Origin of the sequence: Paenibacillus sp. FSL H8-0079 (assembly GCF_037991315.1) — a bacterium.
Lineage (GTDB): Bacteria > Bacillota > Bacilli > Paenibacillales > Paenibacillaceae > Paenibacillus.
Genome location: NZ_CP150300.1, coordinates 6,311,184 through 6,326,461, shown reverse-complemented (window position 1 = coordinate 6,326,461; position 15,278 = coordinate 6,311,184). Strand labels below are relative to the sequence as shown.

15 protein-coding genes are annotated in these 15,278 nt (G+C 47.8%); 14 read left to right on the top strand and 1 reads right to left on the bottom strand.

The genetic code is table 11. From position 1 onward, the window contains the following. Positions 1–73 precede the first annotated feature (73 nt). The 8 genes from MHI06_RS28175 to MHI06_RS28140 all read left to right on the top strand — a co-directional run bounded on the left by MHI06_RS28175 (position 74) and on the right by MHI06_RS28140 (position 7,634). Complete coding sequence (locus MHI06_RS28175) at positions 74–2,155, top strand: ABC-F family ATP-binding cassette domain-containing protein (RefSeq protein ID WP_340399805.1); 2,082 nt, start codon at positions 74–76, stop codon at positions 2,153–2,155. Between the two features lie 269 nt (positions 2,156–2,424). Then, the gene (locus MHI06_RS28170; RefSeq protein WP_340399804.1) at positions 2,425–2,892 is read left to right on the top strand and encodes a hypothetical protein; all 468 of its coding nucleotides are present in this window, start codon (positions 2,425–2,427) and stop codon (positions 2,890–2,892) included. Next, positions 2,892–3,176, top strand: coding sequence for a hypothetical protein (locus MHI06_RS28165; protein WP_036671603.1), 285 nt, complete (start codon positions 2,892–2,894; stop codon positions 3,174–3,176). Before MHI06_RS28170 ends, MHI06_RS28165 begins: the two co-directional genes overlap by 1 nt. A gap of 4 nt (positions 3,177–3,180) precedes the next feature. Beyond that, entirely contained in the window at positions 3,181–4,581 is a 1,401-nt protein-coding gene (locus MHI06_RS28160; protein WP_340399803.1) for a glutathionylspermidine synthase family protein, read from the top strand. Next, positions 4,563–4,967 (top strand): DUF350 domain-containing protein, encoded by a 405-nt coding sequence (locus MHI06_RS28155; protein WP_017691702.1) that lies wholly within the window; start codon positions 4,563–4,565, stop codon positions 4,965–4,967. The genes MHI06_RS28160 and MHI06_RS28155 overlap by 19 nt, the downstream gene beginning before the upstream one ends. Positions 4,968–5,213: 246 nt before the next feature. After that, positions 5,214–6,161: a nucleoside hydrolase gene (locus tag MHI06_RS28150; protein WP_036671600.1), complete on the top strand. Its 948-nt coding sequence runs from the start codon at positions 5,214–5,216 to the stop codon at positions 6,159–6,161. A gap of 159 nt (positions 6,162–6,320) precedes the next feature. Then, complete coding sequence (locus tag MHI06_RS28145; RefSeq protein ID WP_340399802.1) at positions 6,321–6,650, top strand: PadR family transcriptional regulator; 330 nt, start codon at positions 6,321–6,323, stop codon at positions 6,648–6,650. A gap of 6 nt (positions 6,651–6,656) precedes the next feature. After that, a complete protein-coding gene (locus tag MHI06_RS28140) occupies positions 6,657–7,634 on the top strand; it encodes a permease prefix domain 1-containing protein (RefSeq protein ID WP_076216809.1) in 978 nt (325 codons plus the stop codon). A 69-nt stretch (positions 7,635–7,703) separates the two neighbouring features. Here MHI06_RS28140 and MHI06_RS28135 read toward each other — a convergent pair whose 3' ends face one another. Beyond that, positions 7,704–8,183, bottom strand: coding sequence for a heme-degrading domain-containing protein (locus MHI06_RS28135; RefSeq protein ID WP_340399801.1), 480 nt, complete (start codon positions 8,181–8,183; stop codon positions 7,704–7,706). A 226-nt stretch (positions 8,184–8,409) separates the two neighbouring features. Between MHI06_RS28135 and lspA the strand changes: the two genes are divergently transcribed. The 6 genes from lspA (at position 8,410) to MHI06_RS28105 (ending at position 15,015) form a co-directional block, all read left to right on the top strand. Beyond that, positions 8,410–8,901 (top strand): signal peptidase II, encoded by a 492-nt coding sequence (lspA, locus tag MHI06_RS28130; protein ID WP_340399800.1) that lies wholly within the window; start codon positions 8,410–8,412, stop codon positions 8,899–8,901. Between the two features lie 451 nt (positions 8,902–9,352). Beyond that, positions 9,353–10,591 carry an extracellular solute-binding protein gene (locus MHI06_RS28125; protein ID WP_340399799.1) on the top strand — a complete coding sequence of 413 codons (1,239 nt, stop codon included), beginning with the start codon at positions 9,353–9,355 and terminating at the stop codon, positions 10,589–10,591. Positions 10,592–10,615: 24 nt separating this feature from the next. Beyond that, on the top strand, positions 10,616–11,482 hold the full coding sequence (locus MHI06_RS28120; protein ID WP_036606633.1) for a sugar ABC transporter permease: 867 nt from the start codon (positions 10,616–10,618) through the stop codon (positions 11,480–11,482). Beyond that, positions 11,482–12,309 (top strand): carbohydrate ABC transporter permease, encoded by an 828-nt coding sequence (locus MHI06_RS28115; RefSeq protein ID WP_169479946.1) that lies wholly within the window; start codon positions 11,482–11,484, stop codon positions 12,307–12,309. Before MHI06_RS28120 ends, MHI06_RS28115 begins: the two co-directional genes overlap by 1 nt. A gap of 269 nt (positions 12,310–12,578) precedes the next feature. After that, positions 12,579–13,988, top strand: coding sequence for an MATE family efflux transporter (locus tag MHI06_RS28110; RefSeq protein ID WP_169479945.1), 1,410 nt, complete (start codon positions 12,579–12,581; stop codon positions 13,986–13,988). A 130-nt stretch (positions 13,989–14,118) separates the two neighbouring features. Next, complete coding sequence (locus tag MHI06_RS28105; RefSeq protein WP_340399798.1) at positions 14,119–15,015, top strand: AraC family transcriptional regulator; 897 nt, start codon at positions 14,119–14,121, stop codon at positions 15,013–15,015. Positions 15,016–15,278: the final 263 nt, after the last annotated feature.

The window sequence follows — 15,278 nt, the reverse complement described above, 5'->3', positions numbered from 1 at the left end:
CCGCGGAGCTAACCTCCTGCGGCTCTTTTTGTGTTGCGGTCAGGATCTTCCATACCATAGGAGGAACCTTATTATGATGATGATTAGCGCGCAACAACTGACTCAATACCACGGAGCACATCTGGTGCTGGACGGCATTACGTTTGAGATTATGGAAGGTGACAAGGTCGCCCTGATCGGCCGCAACGGAAGCGGCAAGACCACACTTATGCGCCTGATGGCAAGACTGAACAAGCCGGATGAAGGGCAATTAATGATCAAGAAAGATACACGAATGGGATATGTGGCTCAGGTTCCAGAAGGATTGGATGACCATACCGTACTGGATGTGCTGAGCCTTGGATTTAAGGAGCTTATGATATGTCGCACGCAAATGAAGGAAATGGAGCAGCAGATGTCCGATCCGGCATGTGCAGCAGACGCTAATCAATTGGAGCGCCTGCTGAAACGCTACGCGGCACTGCAAGAACAGTTCGAGCGTGAGGGTGGATACGAAATGGATGCCCGGATCGATCAGGTGGCGGACGGTTTGGATATCGCCAAGGCGCATTATGGTTGGCGCTTTGGTTCCCTGTCCGGTGGGGAGCAGACTCGGGTGGTGCTGGCTTCACAGCTAATCGTAAGACCCGACCTGTTATTGCTGGATGAGCCGACGAATCATCTTGATCTGGAGCGGGTCGAGTGGCTGGAAGGATTTTTACGAGAATATCCCGGCACCATTGTCCTGATCTCGCATGATCGTTATTTTCTGGATCGGGTAGTGAATCGAACACTGGAGCTGGAGGATGGAGAAGCAGAAACATCTGCTGGCGGTTATACGGAATATATGAAAGTGAAGGAACAACGGCTGTTGCAGCAATTCGAGGAGTTTAAAGAGCAGCAGAAGGTTATCAAGAAAATGAAAGAAACGATTCGCCAACTTGAGGAATGGGGTCGTGTGGGTGGCAATGAAAAGTTCTTCCGGCGGGCCGCTTCCATGCGCAAGGCGCTGGAGCGGATGGAACAGGTGAAGCGTCCTTTACTGGAGCGCCGCAATGCCGAGTTCGATGTGCGTCCTACGGATCGAACGGGTAAACGGGTAGCGGTATTGGAACAGGTCGAGAAAAGCTATGGTGAGCGTGAAATCCTGCGCGGAATCTCGGGTCTGCTGGAATATGGAGATAAAATTGCACTCATTGGCCGCAATGGTTCCGGTAAGACGACCCTGTTCAAGCTGTTGCTTGGTGAAGAGCAACCCAATGCGGGCAAGCTGGAGTGGGGTGCTCGCGTGGATGTGGGATATCTGGCTCAACAGGAGGAACCTACGAATCCAAAGCTGAACGTACTTGAATACTTCCGTCTGGAAGCAGGCGTTGAAGAGGGAGAGGCTCGCGGAATTCTGGCCCGATATCTGTTCTATGGAGCGGATGTCTCCCGCTCGGTGGGACAGTTATCTGGTGGGGAATGGACGCGTCTGCGGCTAGCTCTTCTGGTGCAACGCAAACCCAATGTACTGCTGCTCGATGAGCCAACCAACCATCTGGATATCGCATCCAGAGAAGCGCTGGAAGAGTCGCTGGTTGATTTTGAAGGGACCGTACTTGCCATCTCGCATGATCGGTACTTCGTCAATCGCCTCGCTTCCCGTGTGTGGGAACTGGAGGACGGTCAGATGACCGCTTATCTGGGAGACTATGAGGCGTATCGTGAGAAGAAGCTTGATTTGCAAGCTCGTGCGGCGGCGAGAGGCCAGGCTACGGCAGGAGCGGGAGTTTCTTCTCGTGGGGACGCCAAGTCAGAGATGAAGTCAGGTTTAACGTCCGCGCCCGGCGGAACTTCCAGATCAGGGAAGAAACCAGAAACAAACTCGACAATGAACGGTTCCACTGTTGCGGCTACCGAAGGAAGTCGTGATTATGAAGCTTCTACTGAATCAAGCAAGTCGTTGACCCCTTCGGCAGCAGCTGCATCGAAACATAGAAGTGGCAATGGCAACAAACCGTCTGCGGAGAAGCTGGAACAGACGTTGGCTCGTCTTGAGGCACAGATTCAGGTGCTGGACCAACAGTTGGAATTTGTGCAGAACAATCCGCTTGAATTGGAACAAATCTGGAATGAACGTGAGCAATTGTCCACTGAATATAATGATGTATTGGCACAATGGGCTGAGTTATAAGTCCGAATGGCATGATCATAAGATTAAACAAGTGCGGTCGGAGAGTCTTCTCCGGCCTTTTTGAACTGAATTACATACCAAACGCAGAAAACAGTATGTTATTTCCTGCTTCGTTAATCGGAGAACGAAGGTAGCCAACATGTTCTTTATTACATGTCATGGGGAATAGTGTAACTTTTTACCTCCCCATGCGTTAAATACGTTTGTATGAATTGAAACGGCTCACCTAAGAGCTTACAAAAAGGGAGGTTATCGGTATCTATTATTCATTGACGTATCGGAGTTGGTCGGATGATCGACAGGCGGAGACGGGGGTGCTGGAACAGACTTCAGTCACACGAGATGAACTGTTCATGCGCAAACTGGTGGATGCCACCTTGGTGAAAAACAAACTCTGGGCGCATCTGTCCAATGAATGCCAGGATGGGCGGGAACATGCAGTATATGTAACGGCGTATGAGCAACAGATGCCGGATGTGTACGGTGCGGCGATTGCGGACGCTGCGCTGGTAATGTGCAAAATGTCCTCCATGTACAGTGCAGAGTATATGTTGTGGAATGGAAGTTCATTTCAGGAGTTGGAACTCACAGCTTCCTCCACCTATACGATGGAACTTGCCGAGCAACTGCTGGACCATTACATGGTTCGCGCTGGCAAGACGTATGAATTCCTGTATTCCGTGCTGGATGCGGATCGCAAGAAAGTGTTGTTTTATATGAAAGAGGTGGATCTGTGATGAGTGACCAAGAGCGGGGGCAAGCATCGAAACCCGGGTCAAAAGCGAAACTGGTTGCTTTCTCCCTGATGCTGGCGGTTCCTGCCGTGTTATCCGGTTGTGGCAGCAACAATGATGAATGTGACCCGGAGTATGATACCGGATGTGAATATGATTCCAGCAGTGGGCACTATTACTACGGTGGGTCGTCGTATCGAAGCAACAAGGATAGTAACAGCTCCTATAGCAAATCCAAGTCCAAATCAAGCGGCTTCGGTAGCTTCTTCCGCAGCTCGGGAGGATAAACGGATGAGGCAAGTGGTTCAACTGCCGTTAAGTCACGAAGAGGTATTTCAGGGTGAGGCGGGACAACAGATTCCATACCATCGAATGTACGGGAAGCAATATTGTGTGCCTGCATTAACGGTCTATTCTCTCTCGGAGGTAGAGGAGTTGCGTATTGCAGCCGAGGCGGTAGACGGCATTTACTGTAAAGTGATGCGATTTATCCAGCAATACATGCCGGATTCTTTTTTGGAGTATCAGTTGGGTATACATCCGGGGCTTATCCCAGCGGCACGTATGGAGTTGGTAACTGGAGGCATTACCCGTCAGGACTGGATTATTGGAGAGGCTGGGCCCAAGTGTATTGAAAATAATACGGACACCCCTACGGGTATACCGGAGGCTGCTGCATTGGAAGATATCCTGGTCGGTCTTGCTGAGGATGCTACGCTAACTGCACCATCTGCCGAGATGGATGTATGTATTCGGGAGTGTTTTAGGATATGGCTCGAATTCTACGCAAACCAAGGATTGCAGGGTCCGGTGACATTCACTTCTTTTGGCGAACATGTCGAAGATCGAACAAATACGGAATACCTGATGAGACGTTGTCAGGAAGCCGGATACGATGTCTTCTATGCTCCACTGGATGAACTGGAGATTGTTCCGGGGGAGGCGCTTTACCATCAGGGTCGGGAGATTAACCTGCTGTACCGTCTCTATCCGCTGGAGTATCTGATCGATGATCGGGATGAGACGACAGGAGTGGACATTGGCGTAGCCCTGCTTGATCTTGTACGGGAGGGACGACTTGGCCTGATGAATCCCGTTCAGCATGTGCTGATGCAGAGCAAAGGCTTCATGGCGGCAATCTGGTCGCTCTACGAGCGGAACGAGCAAACCCCGGAATATTGCGGGTTTACCCTCTTTGATGAAGCAGAGATGGACGTGATTTCCCGATATCTGCTGCCCACCTATTTTTCAGCTGAGCCTTTCGAGCTGAGCGCCATACCATATGTAGCCAAAAGTTATTGGGGGCGCGAAGGCAGAGGAACTCTTTTGCTGGATGGAGAAACGGACAATGCCTTTGGAAAGCAGGATATAGAGTATTCCCTTAGCGAGAAACTGGAATCGAATCTTGCAACTGGAGCGACAGACGAGGATGAAGAGATTACAGCTTATTACGAAAATCAGCCCAAAATCTATCAGCAGCTGGTTCCAATGGAGCAGGCCGTGATCGAGACGAAAGATGGAGCGTACAGCGGTTATCTGCTTACAGGGGTGTTTGTTATCGGTGGGCGTTTGGCTGGGATACTACCACGGGTCGGGGAGAAAGTAACCGGAGATATGGCCTATTATTGCGCGGCTACGGTTCGTGAACGGATGAATGATGAGGAGGAGAAGGAATGGAGAACTTGGGATTGAACCTCGTGAATGTCGCGGTGGGTGTAGGCATTCTGCTGGTGGTATTGGTATGTGGATATTTCGCTTTTAGCAAATTGACCCGGTATAACGATAGTGAGGAAATCGCCAAAGGTAACGAGGCGGCAGGTATGTATATGGGCAGCAAATTGCTGGGACTGTGTATTATTGTGGGGATGGTATCTTTCTCGACGCATTCGTGGTTGGATATGCTGCTGTGGTCGGCGTTTGGAATTATTGTGTTGTGCCTGGTCTATATTATATTTGATTTCCTGATTCCAAAAATGCGGGTGTGTGACGAAATTGCACGAGGCAATATGGCGGTAGCCCAGCTGCTGCGTTCGATTATCATCGGCGTTTCCATCGTCATTGGTACGTTTTTGATGTAAAATAGGCCTAGAGATAAACGATAATTTAGAATGAATATAGTGTTTACACGAAAACGAAGAGGACAGAAAAAATCTGGAGAAGCGAAGCGTTCGCCTTTATCATCGGATTTTTACCTTTGAAAGAAGGTATACAAAAAAATCTGAGGGTAACAGCGATCTTAAGATTGTTCTGTACGCAGAGTTATTAAGTGTAATGTTGTATTTTTGTTCTAAATGAATATCAAACGGAAGAAGGAGCGCGGCATCATGAGAAGAGTCATCATCGATACAGATACAGCAGGAGACGATACGATTGCGATCCTGACGGCATTGCACCACTTTCAGGTGGAAGGCATCACCATTACGGGCGGTAACGTACAATTCGACCAAGAGGTTGAAAATGCCCTGTACACGGTACAGGTTGCTGGACATGGCGGCAAGGTGCCTGTATATAAAGGTTGCGAGCGTCCGCTAATGGCCTACGGTAAGGCTCAGCACCGCACAGTGGAAGACGTGCATGGCGATGACGGCATGGGCGGCGCGCATTTCCCGAAGGCGGATCAACGTCCCGAGAGCGGGCATGCGGTTGATTTCATCATTGAGAAGGTGCACGCACATCCAGGTGAAATTGAGCTGTTGGCGATTGCCCCTTTGACCAACATTGCAATGGCGATCCAGAAGGACCCAACCATTATTCCGGAGATTGCTCACCTGTACATCATGGGCGGAACGAATAATGCACTCGGCAATATCACACCAGCAGCGGAGTATAACTTCTATGTAGACCCGGAAGCGGCGAAAATTGTACTGCATGCAGGCATTCCGATCACGATGGTTGGCTGGGAGATGTGTACGCAATATTCAGTGATGGACGACGATGATCATGCAGAGATTGCAGCTCTCGGTACATCGGGTGCCGATTTCTTCACTGCAATCAACAAAGTGGTTATGCAGTTCAACAAGTCGGTACATAAACTCAATGGCACAACTCATCCCGATACGTTGCTAATGGCTGTTGCGGCAGATGAATCCATCATGACCAAGTCGGGTCAATATTATGTGGATGTGGAAGCGGCTGGAGAACTGACGCGCGGATACAGTGTGGTGGATATCAACGGACGTTTTGGCAAAGAGCCGAATGTACGTGTATGTGAAGCCATTGATCGGCCCAAGTTCAAATCCATGCTGCTGGACGTTCTCTCAGCGATCCAATAAAGCAGGAATTTAACTACAGGAAAAAGAAGAAAATCCGTGCCTATCCCAGGTACGGATTTTTTATTGCCCATTTTTGGCATAACTACTTCACCTGTCGTAGTAAAATGTGCTATACTTCAACTACTACGACAGATGAAGTAATGAGGAGGAGTATCTTTTGTGATCAGCAGTGACGTTATACGTGGCTACAATGATACGCTGATCCTCTACATGCTGCTCGAAGGGGAGTCGTACGGCTACGAGATTTCCAAGAACATCAGGCAGCTGACAGAGGAAAAGTACGTCATGAAGGAGACGACATTATACTCGGCCTTCACCCGATTGGAGAAGAACGGTTATATTGAATCGTTTTACCTGGATGAGAATAGTTTGGGAAAGCGCCGTACCTATTACCGGATTACGCTGCCCGGCCTCGACTATTACAGAGAAAAGTGTGAGGAATGGAAGGTTACGCAGGAGGTTGTTAATCTATTTATCAGGGAGTTGTGACGGAACATGGAGACAATTATGGTGTATCTGGAGAACATGTTTGCTGGTCTACCGAAGACACCCGAGGTGGAGCATCTGAAGCAGGAACTCCTTTCGGGGATGGAAGATAAGTACCTGGAGTTGAAGCGGGAAGGCAAGTCGGAGAATGAAGCCATCGGTATTGTGATCTCAGAATTCGGTAATATCGAGGAGCTAACTGCAGAACTCGGTATTCAACCAGTCAGTGCGGAAGAGGCAGTACCTGTGCTGACGGAAGAAGAAGCCTACGCATATACCACTGCAAAAAGAAATGCCGGATTTTGGATCGGGCTGGGTGTTTTATTGTGCGCGTCGGGTGTGGCGTTTCTGATTTTCATGGATACTTTATTTGAGAACTATGCCACTTCAGCTGCAAACCGTTCGGTGGAAACAGGGGCTGTACTGGGCCTGATCGGCATGTTCGTGCTGATTGCCATTGCGGTAGGCATGTTCATTCACAGTGGCATGAAGCTTGAACGCTTCAGTCATATGGAGAAGGGCTTCCAGCTTCCTTATACACTTAAAATGAGTATTCAGCATAGTCGGGAGAGCTTCGCGCTGACTTATCGTATAGCCATCATTACGGGTGTCTGCCTGTGCATTCTGTCTCCTGTGTTTATTTTCGCAGCCTCCTCTATCAATGATAACTACGCCTCTTATGGTGTATCTGCCTTTATGGTTATGGCTGGGGTAGGAGCATTCCTGTTTGTATATTACGGCAATATTCAGGGGGCTTACACGAACTTGCTGGAGAAGCACCAGTTGACGGTAGAGAAGAAGCAAGAAGTAAAAATTGTGAGAGCCGTGGAAGCGATTGTATGGCCGCTGGCGACAGCCATCTTCTTGTTCACAGGCTTTGTATATCAACGGTGGGATATCAATTGGGCCATATTCCCGATTACAGGCATTCTCTCCGGCAGCTTTAGCAATGTGTACCATATTATGAAAAGCAAAAATCCGTCCTGAGTACTGCTTTAGCTAGTAAAGCCCACTTGATCTATATTGATCAGGTGGGCTTTTTTTGCTCCATTTAATCTAACCTTGCTTCAACAAAAAAGAGCGGATGCCTGTCGTGACCAGATCATGGTCTTCCTCATCAGGTAAACCCGATACCGTAATGGTGCCGACTTGTCCCTCATTTTTCAGAATCAGCGGGAAAGCGCCACCAGCCAGGACATAGTCCGATGAAGGCAGATTGAAATCCTGCTCAAGCGTTTGGTCCTCTTTTCTTAACCGCAGAGCCGTATGCCATGAGCTGGATGAGAAATGATTCACCACGTTGTTCTTGCGGCGAATCCAGTCTTCGTTGTCGGGATGAGTGCCTTCCATCGCATGCAAAAAGAGACGATGTCCTTTCAGGGTGATGTCGATGGTCACGGCTTGGGAACGACGCTTCGCTTCTTCAACCAGATGCAGGCCAAGTTGGAGTGCTGTTTCAGAATCAAATTTGCCAAATATCAAGTCCTTTTCTTCCTGCTGCATTTCCTTTAATTTCTCTGTCGTGGTCAGGTTCAAATTACAGGCAGCCCCTTTACATATATGATTGATGTCTACATTCGACATGAATGAGTGTAGTCCCTTCTGGATGCAGTCTGAACGATGTTAGTGGACGTTATTTGCGTGGTTAAAGATCGTTCATTTGGATACCGTACACCGGCTGTGTTAAAGTGAAGGGAACCTAATAAACATAACTCTTAAAGTTAAAATAAGTTATCGCTCAGTAGGCAGGAGGAGAAGCACGATGCTGTTTTATTTTGTAGCACTGCTGGTGACCTTGGTGGATCAGGGAACCAAGATTGCAGTGAGAATGTATATGGAAGTTGGCGACGTGATGAGACTGGGTAACTCGGGCATGCAGTTACAGCATTACGAGAACAGTGGAATGGCGGGCAGCATGTTTCAGGGAAATGCGCGTCTGTTCGGTGTGATTGCTGTTCTGTTCATAGCAGGCATGCTGTATTACCGGAGTAAAGGTGAGATTCGCGGTTTCTGGATGCAAGCTGGCGCGGGCTTTATGGTCGGTGGAGCTTTAGGAAATGCACTCGATCGATTTATCTATGCCCGGGTCACGGATTTTCTCGTGTTTCCGTCAGGACGCGGGATTTTGAATCTCGCTGATGTCGCAATTAACATCGGTGTGGTCATGATCATCATCGGCATGTTGATTCGTGCATATCAGAGTTATCGGGCCAAGCGTTTACGTAATGCTTTGCCGAAGGTTGAGCGTTCTTAATAGGTTGGATAAAAGCGTTACAGTGGCTGAATATAAGCTTAATAAATGTAGGACATTGGATATCATCCGGTGTCCTTTTTGTTATGCCTGATTCAGGTCATGGGAAGAACTGCCTTGATTCATTTTTATCGAAACCGTTTTAGAAATAATAAAGACTTCTATCATCCGTTCAGATTGAAGTTAGTTTGGAAGGATTAACCAAATGGTTATTTCACCATTTGAATGGGTAAATCTTTACGTATATAAAGTGAAACTAAGATATACACGAACACGGAGAGTGCAGAACCAATCTGAAGAAGCGTAGTGTGCGTGTTTATCACCGGATTTTCCCTTTCAGGAAGGGAATCAAAAAAAAATCTGGGGATAACAACGATCGGAAGATGGTACTGCAATCGGAGTGACACCGTGTAAATCACATTAGTTCAATTTATAAAGCTGAGGGAGGTACAACATGAGAACAACGCTTACCAAGGCTCTCGGGACAATGTTGCTGTGTGGAATGATGGCTGTACTTCTATCTTCCTGTACCAGTGGGGATAGCGCGAATGGCAAAGTGCAGATTGAGTTTTTCCAGAACAAGCCTGAAGCCAAAACAACCTTTGATGAATTGATTAAGACGTTCAACGCGGAGCATGACGATATCCAGGTGACACAGGTGAATCCACCCGATGCGGAGACGGTATTAAAGACACGTGTCGTCAAAAATGATATACCGGATATTATGGCTATGGGTGCAACCGACACCTATTCTATTCTTGCCCAGAGTGATATTTTCACCGATCTGACGGATAGTTCATTACTCCAGACGATTGATCCGAACTACATACAAATGCTGAAGGATCTCACAGGCATGGACGAAGTGACAGGTATTCCTTACGCGACTAATGCAAACGGCATCATGTACAACAAAACGTTGTTTAAGGAAATGGGATTGGACGTGCCCAAGACGTGGGATGAACTCATTACGACCGCCCAAAAGATCAAGGATGCAGGTGAGGTTCCATTTTACTTCACATACAAGGATGACTGGCAGACGAGCCTGCCCTTCAATGCACTTGGCTCCAATCTGGTCGGTATTGATTTCTACCAAGAGCGGCGCGATGACAAAGTGACCTTCAAGGAGAAGTACCGCGAGGTAGCCGAGAAGCAGCTGGAACTCATGAAGTACGGTCACGGCGATAACTTTGGTAAAGCTTATTCGGATGGTAACCGTGCTTTTGCAAATGGTGAAGCCTTTATGTACATCCAGGGAACCTGGGCCATCTCGGAGATTCGCAAAGCGAACCCAAATGTTGACATCGGTTTCTTCCCATTCCCTACGGGCAACGATGCAAGCGAGATCAAACTGGTGAACGGGATCGACTCCCTGTTTACCATTGCAGCGGACACGCCTAATCGCGAGCAGGCGGAGACGTTTATTGCGTTTCTGTTAGAGCCCGAAAATATCGGAAGATACATTGACGAGCAGACGCTGTTCTCTGCGGTCGAAGGTGTGAAGCAGGATGATCCTGCTGTACAGGAATTGATGCCATATATTGAGCAGGGTAAGGTCATTGACTTTGCCGATCACTATATTCCGGCTGCGGTGCAGCTGAATTCCATCGTACAGTCCTTTTTGCAGAACCAAAACATCGACAACTATCTAGATACACTCGACAAAGAATGGGACAAGGTTGCCAATCGGCGCTAGGCCTGGTCTGAAGGAGGATGGAATATGAACAAGCGTATCGCACCCTATTACTGGATGACGGTCCCGGCGGTAGTATTGTTCTTCGTATTTATGACACTGCCGGCCCTCCAGGGCATCTATTACTCATTTACGAATTATAACGGATTCGGGAAAGAGTATGATTTTGTTGGCTTCAAAAACTATTTCAACTTGTTCCAGGATGACAATGTAGGTAACGCCTACTGGTTTACGTTCAAATTTGCGATCGTTGTGACGATCCTGACCAATATCCTGAGCCTGCTCATTGCACTCGGGCTGAATGCCAAGATCAAGTTCCGTAACTTTTTCCGCGGCATCTATTTCCTGCCCAATATTCTGAGTGTGCTGATCGTAGGTTACATATTTAACTACCTGTTCTCCAACGTATTCCCGATCTGGGGACAAAATCTGGGTATCAACGCGCTATCCACCAACATTCTCGGCAGCGAGAGTCTGGCTTGGATCGGTATCGTCATTGTTGCAGTATGGCAATCGGTGGCCCTGAATACGATTCTGTATTTGGCTGGTCTGCAAACGATACCAACGACACTGTACGAGGCATCCAATCTAGACGGTGCAGGCAAATGGCGTGAATTCTGGAGCATTACTTTCCCGCTGATTGCACCTTTCTTCACCATTAATATGGTGCTGGCGATGAAAAATTCACTTATGGTCTTCGACCAAATCGTAGCCTTGACCAACGGTGGTCCCGGACGGGCGACGCAGTCCATCTCTCATCTGATCTACACCGGCGGATTTGAAGGCGGCGAATATGCATATCAATCTGCGAACTCGGTTATTTACTTCATCGTTATTGCGGTGATTTCAATTCTGCAAATCCGGTTCCTGCAAAGAAGGGAGATGGATCTGTAATGAGAAGCCGTACACGAATCAATTGGCTCGTTATGCTGCTCGTTGTGCTGGGTACCCTGTTTATCCTGTTCCCATTGTATATGACCGTTACGATTGCTTTGAAAAATCCGGAACAGATGGCCCAATCGGTCTTTGCCATTCCGACAACGCTTCACTGGGAGAATTTCGCGAGGGCTATCGACATGACGAACTTCTTCCAATCCTTCCGTAACAGTGCGATCGTTACCGCATCCACCGTGCTTTTGACGTTGCTCAGTAACTCGATGGTAGCCTATGCGATTGCGCGGAATATGCAGAAACGCAAGTTTTTCAAAGGATTGTATTATTACTTCGTCAGCGCGATGTTCATTCCGTTCCCGATCATCATGCTGCCGATTGTTAAGCTGACCGCATCTCTGGAGATGACGAATCTGGTAGGTCTGATCCTGCTTCACACGGTATATGGTCTGGCATTTAACGTATTTGTGTACGTTGGATACATCCGGTCCATTCCGGTGGCGCTGGAGGAAGCGGCGTTTGTGGATGGGGCGACAACCTGGGGCACATTCTGGAAAATCATTTTCCCGCTCATGGCACCGATCAGTGCCACGGTTGGTATTCTGACTTGTCTGTCCACGTACAACGACTTCTTGCTGCCACTCATTATTATCAGTGATCCGGGACAATACACGCTGCCGCTGGTACAGTATGTATTCCAAGGGCAGTTCAATACTGAATTTAACCTTGCGTTTGCATCCTACCTGCTCGCGTTGCTACCGATGATTATCATCTATCTGTTTGCACAGAAGTGGATCATCAACGGGGTTACCCAAGGGTCTGTAAAATAAAATAGAGCAAGCATGGCTGAACATTCATCATGAAATCCATCCATGAATTAACTCCAAACCGAAGTCTGGGCGAATATCGTCCAGGCTTTTTCATGCTTTTCCAATCATTTTCAATATTTTTGAAAAAAATAAAAATATTTTCGTAAAAGCAGATGCTTTTTCAGAAAGACTGTGCTACTATACCCTTTGTTTACATTTTGAAACAATTAGTTACGATGTCGGAAATCATAGAGCAATATCCATTTTACGGAGTTTAAAGAGGTGACATCATGAGTGCAGCCGTTACAGAGACCGGGACACAACAACAGGGCAAACAGCTTAATCTGTTCACACTGACCTGGCCGATTTTTCTGGAAGTATTTCTATTTATGTTGATGGGTACAGTCGATACGTTGATGATCAGTTCCGTATCAGACAATGCCGTGGCGGGAATCGGGGCGTCGAATCAGATTATTTCAATTGCCATACTGCTGTTGGAGGTCGTTGGTAATGGGGCAGCGATTGTGGTCGCCCAATATATCGGATCGAAGAAGCTGTATGAAGCAGCCAAAATCACAGGTATGGCGATTACGCTCAACCTTGTGGTGGGACTATTGCTCAGTGGAGCATTCCTGGTGTTTGGCGGATTTTTATTGGAGAAAATGAATGTGCAGGGCGAAATCCTCGTCTATGCCAAATCGTATATGCACATCGTTGGTGGAGCCATCTTCCTTCAAGCGCTAATCAACTCACTGGCTGCGATCATTCGTACGCATGGATTCACAAAAGAGACGATGTACGTCTCCGTATTTATGAACGTGCTTCACGTTGGTTTAAACTACATTTTGATCTTTGGTCACTTCGGCATGCCAGCTCTGGGTGTAGAGGGTGCAGCAATCTCGACGATTGTAAGTCGTTTTGTCTGCCTGTTAATCTTCTTCTGGCTGATGTATCGCGTGACGGAAGTGCGAGTAGAACTCAAATTCTATCTGCAATTTACGAAAAATTATGTCATGAAGATTCTGAAGATTGGTGTACCATCCGCAGTGGAACAAATTATGTACCACTCATGCCAGCTCGTCTTTTTCTTCTATGCTACATTCCTGGGCGCTGAAGCGCTGGCTTCTCGCCAGTACGCAACCAACATCTCATCCTACATCTATCTGTTCAGTCTCGCAATTGGGATGGGAACGGCAATTATGGTTGGACGTCTCGTTGGTGCGAAGCAGCAGGAAACGGCCTATCACCGGGTCTGGAAAAGTGTGAAATGGGCCATGATCGTAACCATTGCCGTCGATCTGGTGGTCATTGCATTCCGCGTACCACTGGTGAGTCTGTTCACGGATAATCCGGAAGTCATTCGCATTGCTGCACAGGTTATTCTGCTGAGCATTGTATTGGAGACCGGACGCACCACTAACATCGTCATCATTAACTCGCTGCGTGCAGCGGGGGATGCCAAGTTCCCGGTGTACATGGGGCTGATCTCCATGGTCTGCCTGAGTCTGCCACTGGGCTACCTCTTTGTATTCCAGCTGAATATGGGGCTGGCGGGCATCTGGCTCGCCATTGCGGCGGATGAATGGACGCGTGCCTTCATCATGTACTTCCGCTGGAAGAGCCGGGCTTGGGAGAAACATGCGCTTGTGGATCATGACGAAGAGGATCATGGTATAGCGCAACCTGTGCCTGCGGTATAAATGAAATAGTGAAGATACGAAAAACCGATTAAGGGTTCGAGCCCTTGATCGGTTTTTTTTAGCAAAAATGATCAAAACGGAGATAACTCATTCACGTATAGTAAGGATATGGAAGGGGGCTTTACCTCAGTTGAGCCGTTACCGTGCAATGATTCAGCAAAGTTTGTTCTATATTGAGACTCATCTGCATGAGCAGATTGGGCTGGAAGAAGTGGCATCTGAGGCATTATTATCGCCGTATCACTATCACCGAATTTTCCGTAATGAGGTGGGCATGACCGTGGTGGATTATATCCGGAACCGACGGATGAGTCTGGCGTCCACGACCTTGCGATCGACGGACGCAGGCATTTTGGACATCGCCCTGGCATGTGGTTTTGAGAGTCAGGAAGCCTTCACCCGCGCATTCCGCAAATTATATGGCATGCCACCAGGACGTTTTCGCAAACTGTTCGATCTGAAATTATTCGAAGGAAGAACCAGAGGAGGAGAATTACAGATGAATCAATCGTCAACGATTACAGGTTGGATGTTAACCGGAAGTCATCCGCAAAATTATGAGATGGGCATTGATCCTGCTGAAGTGCATCAGGGAAAAGCATCAGGATATTTGAAAGCCGTTACGCCAATGGAGCCTAACGAGTTCGCAACGATGATGCAACAGTTCAGAGCGGACAAGTATGTGGGTAAGCGGATGAAGTTATCGGGATTCGTGAAGACCGAGCGTGTGGACGCGTTCTGCGGATTATGGATGCGGGTGGATAATAACGTGCATGATGTACTTCAATTTGATAACATGCATGATCGGCCTATTACGGGTACGCAGCCATGGAACCAGTATAGTATTGTGCTTGATGTGCCGGAGGGCAGCGCGGTCATTTCGTTCGGAGTAATTTTAAATGGCAAAGGAAAAGTGTGGGTCGACAGTTTCCGCTTCGAGGAAGTTGACCTGAACACACCGCTGACGCACATGGAGACAGAGTATGAGATGTCGGACGAGCCGTTGAATTTGTCATTTGAGGAGTAGATGCAGAGGAGATCAAAAATGGTTGCCAATATAGCATTATGAATTAGGAATCTACAGACCAAGGGCTGATCCAATCACGGGTTGGCTCTTTTTGTTGCCTTTGGGGTATAAAGAAAGTAGAGCAACGTCCAAGCTGAGAGGACATGAGCTTCTCATACAAATTGATAACTCATCCATAGCCAATTAACATAGACCTTGCTAACATAAATAAAAAGAACTGAATATTTACACGAAAACAAAGAGTGCAGAACCAGTCTGAAGAA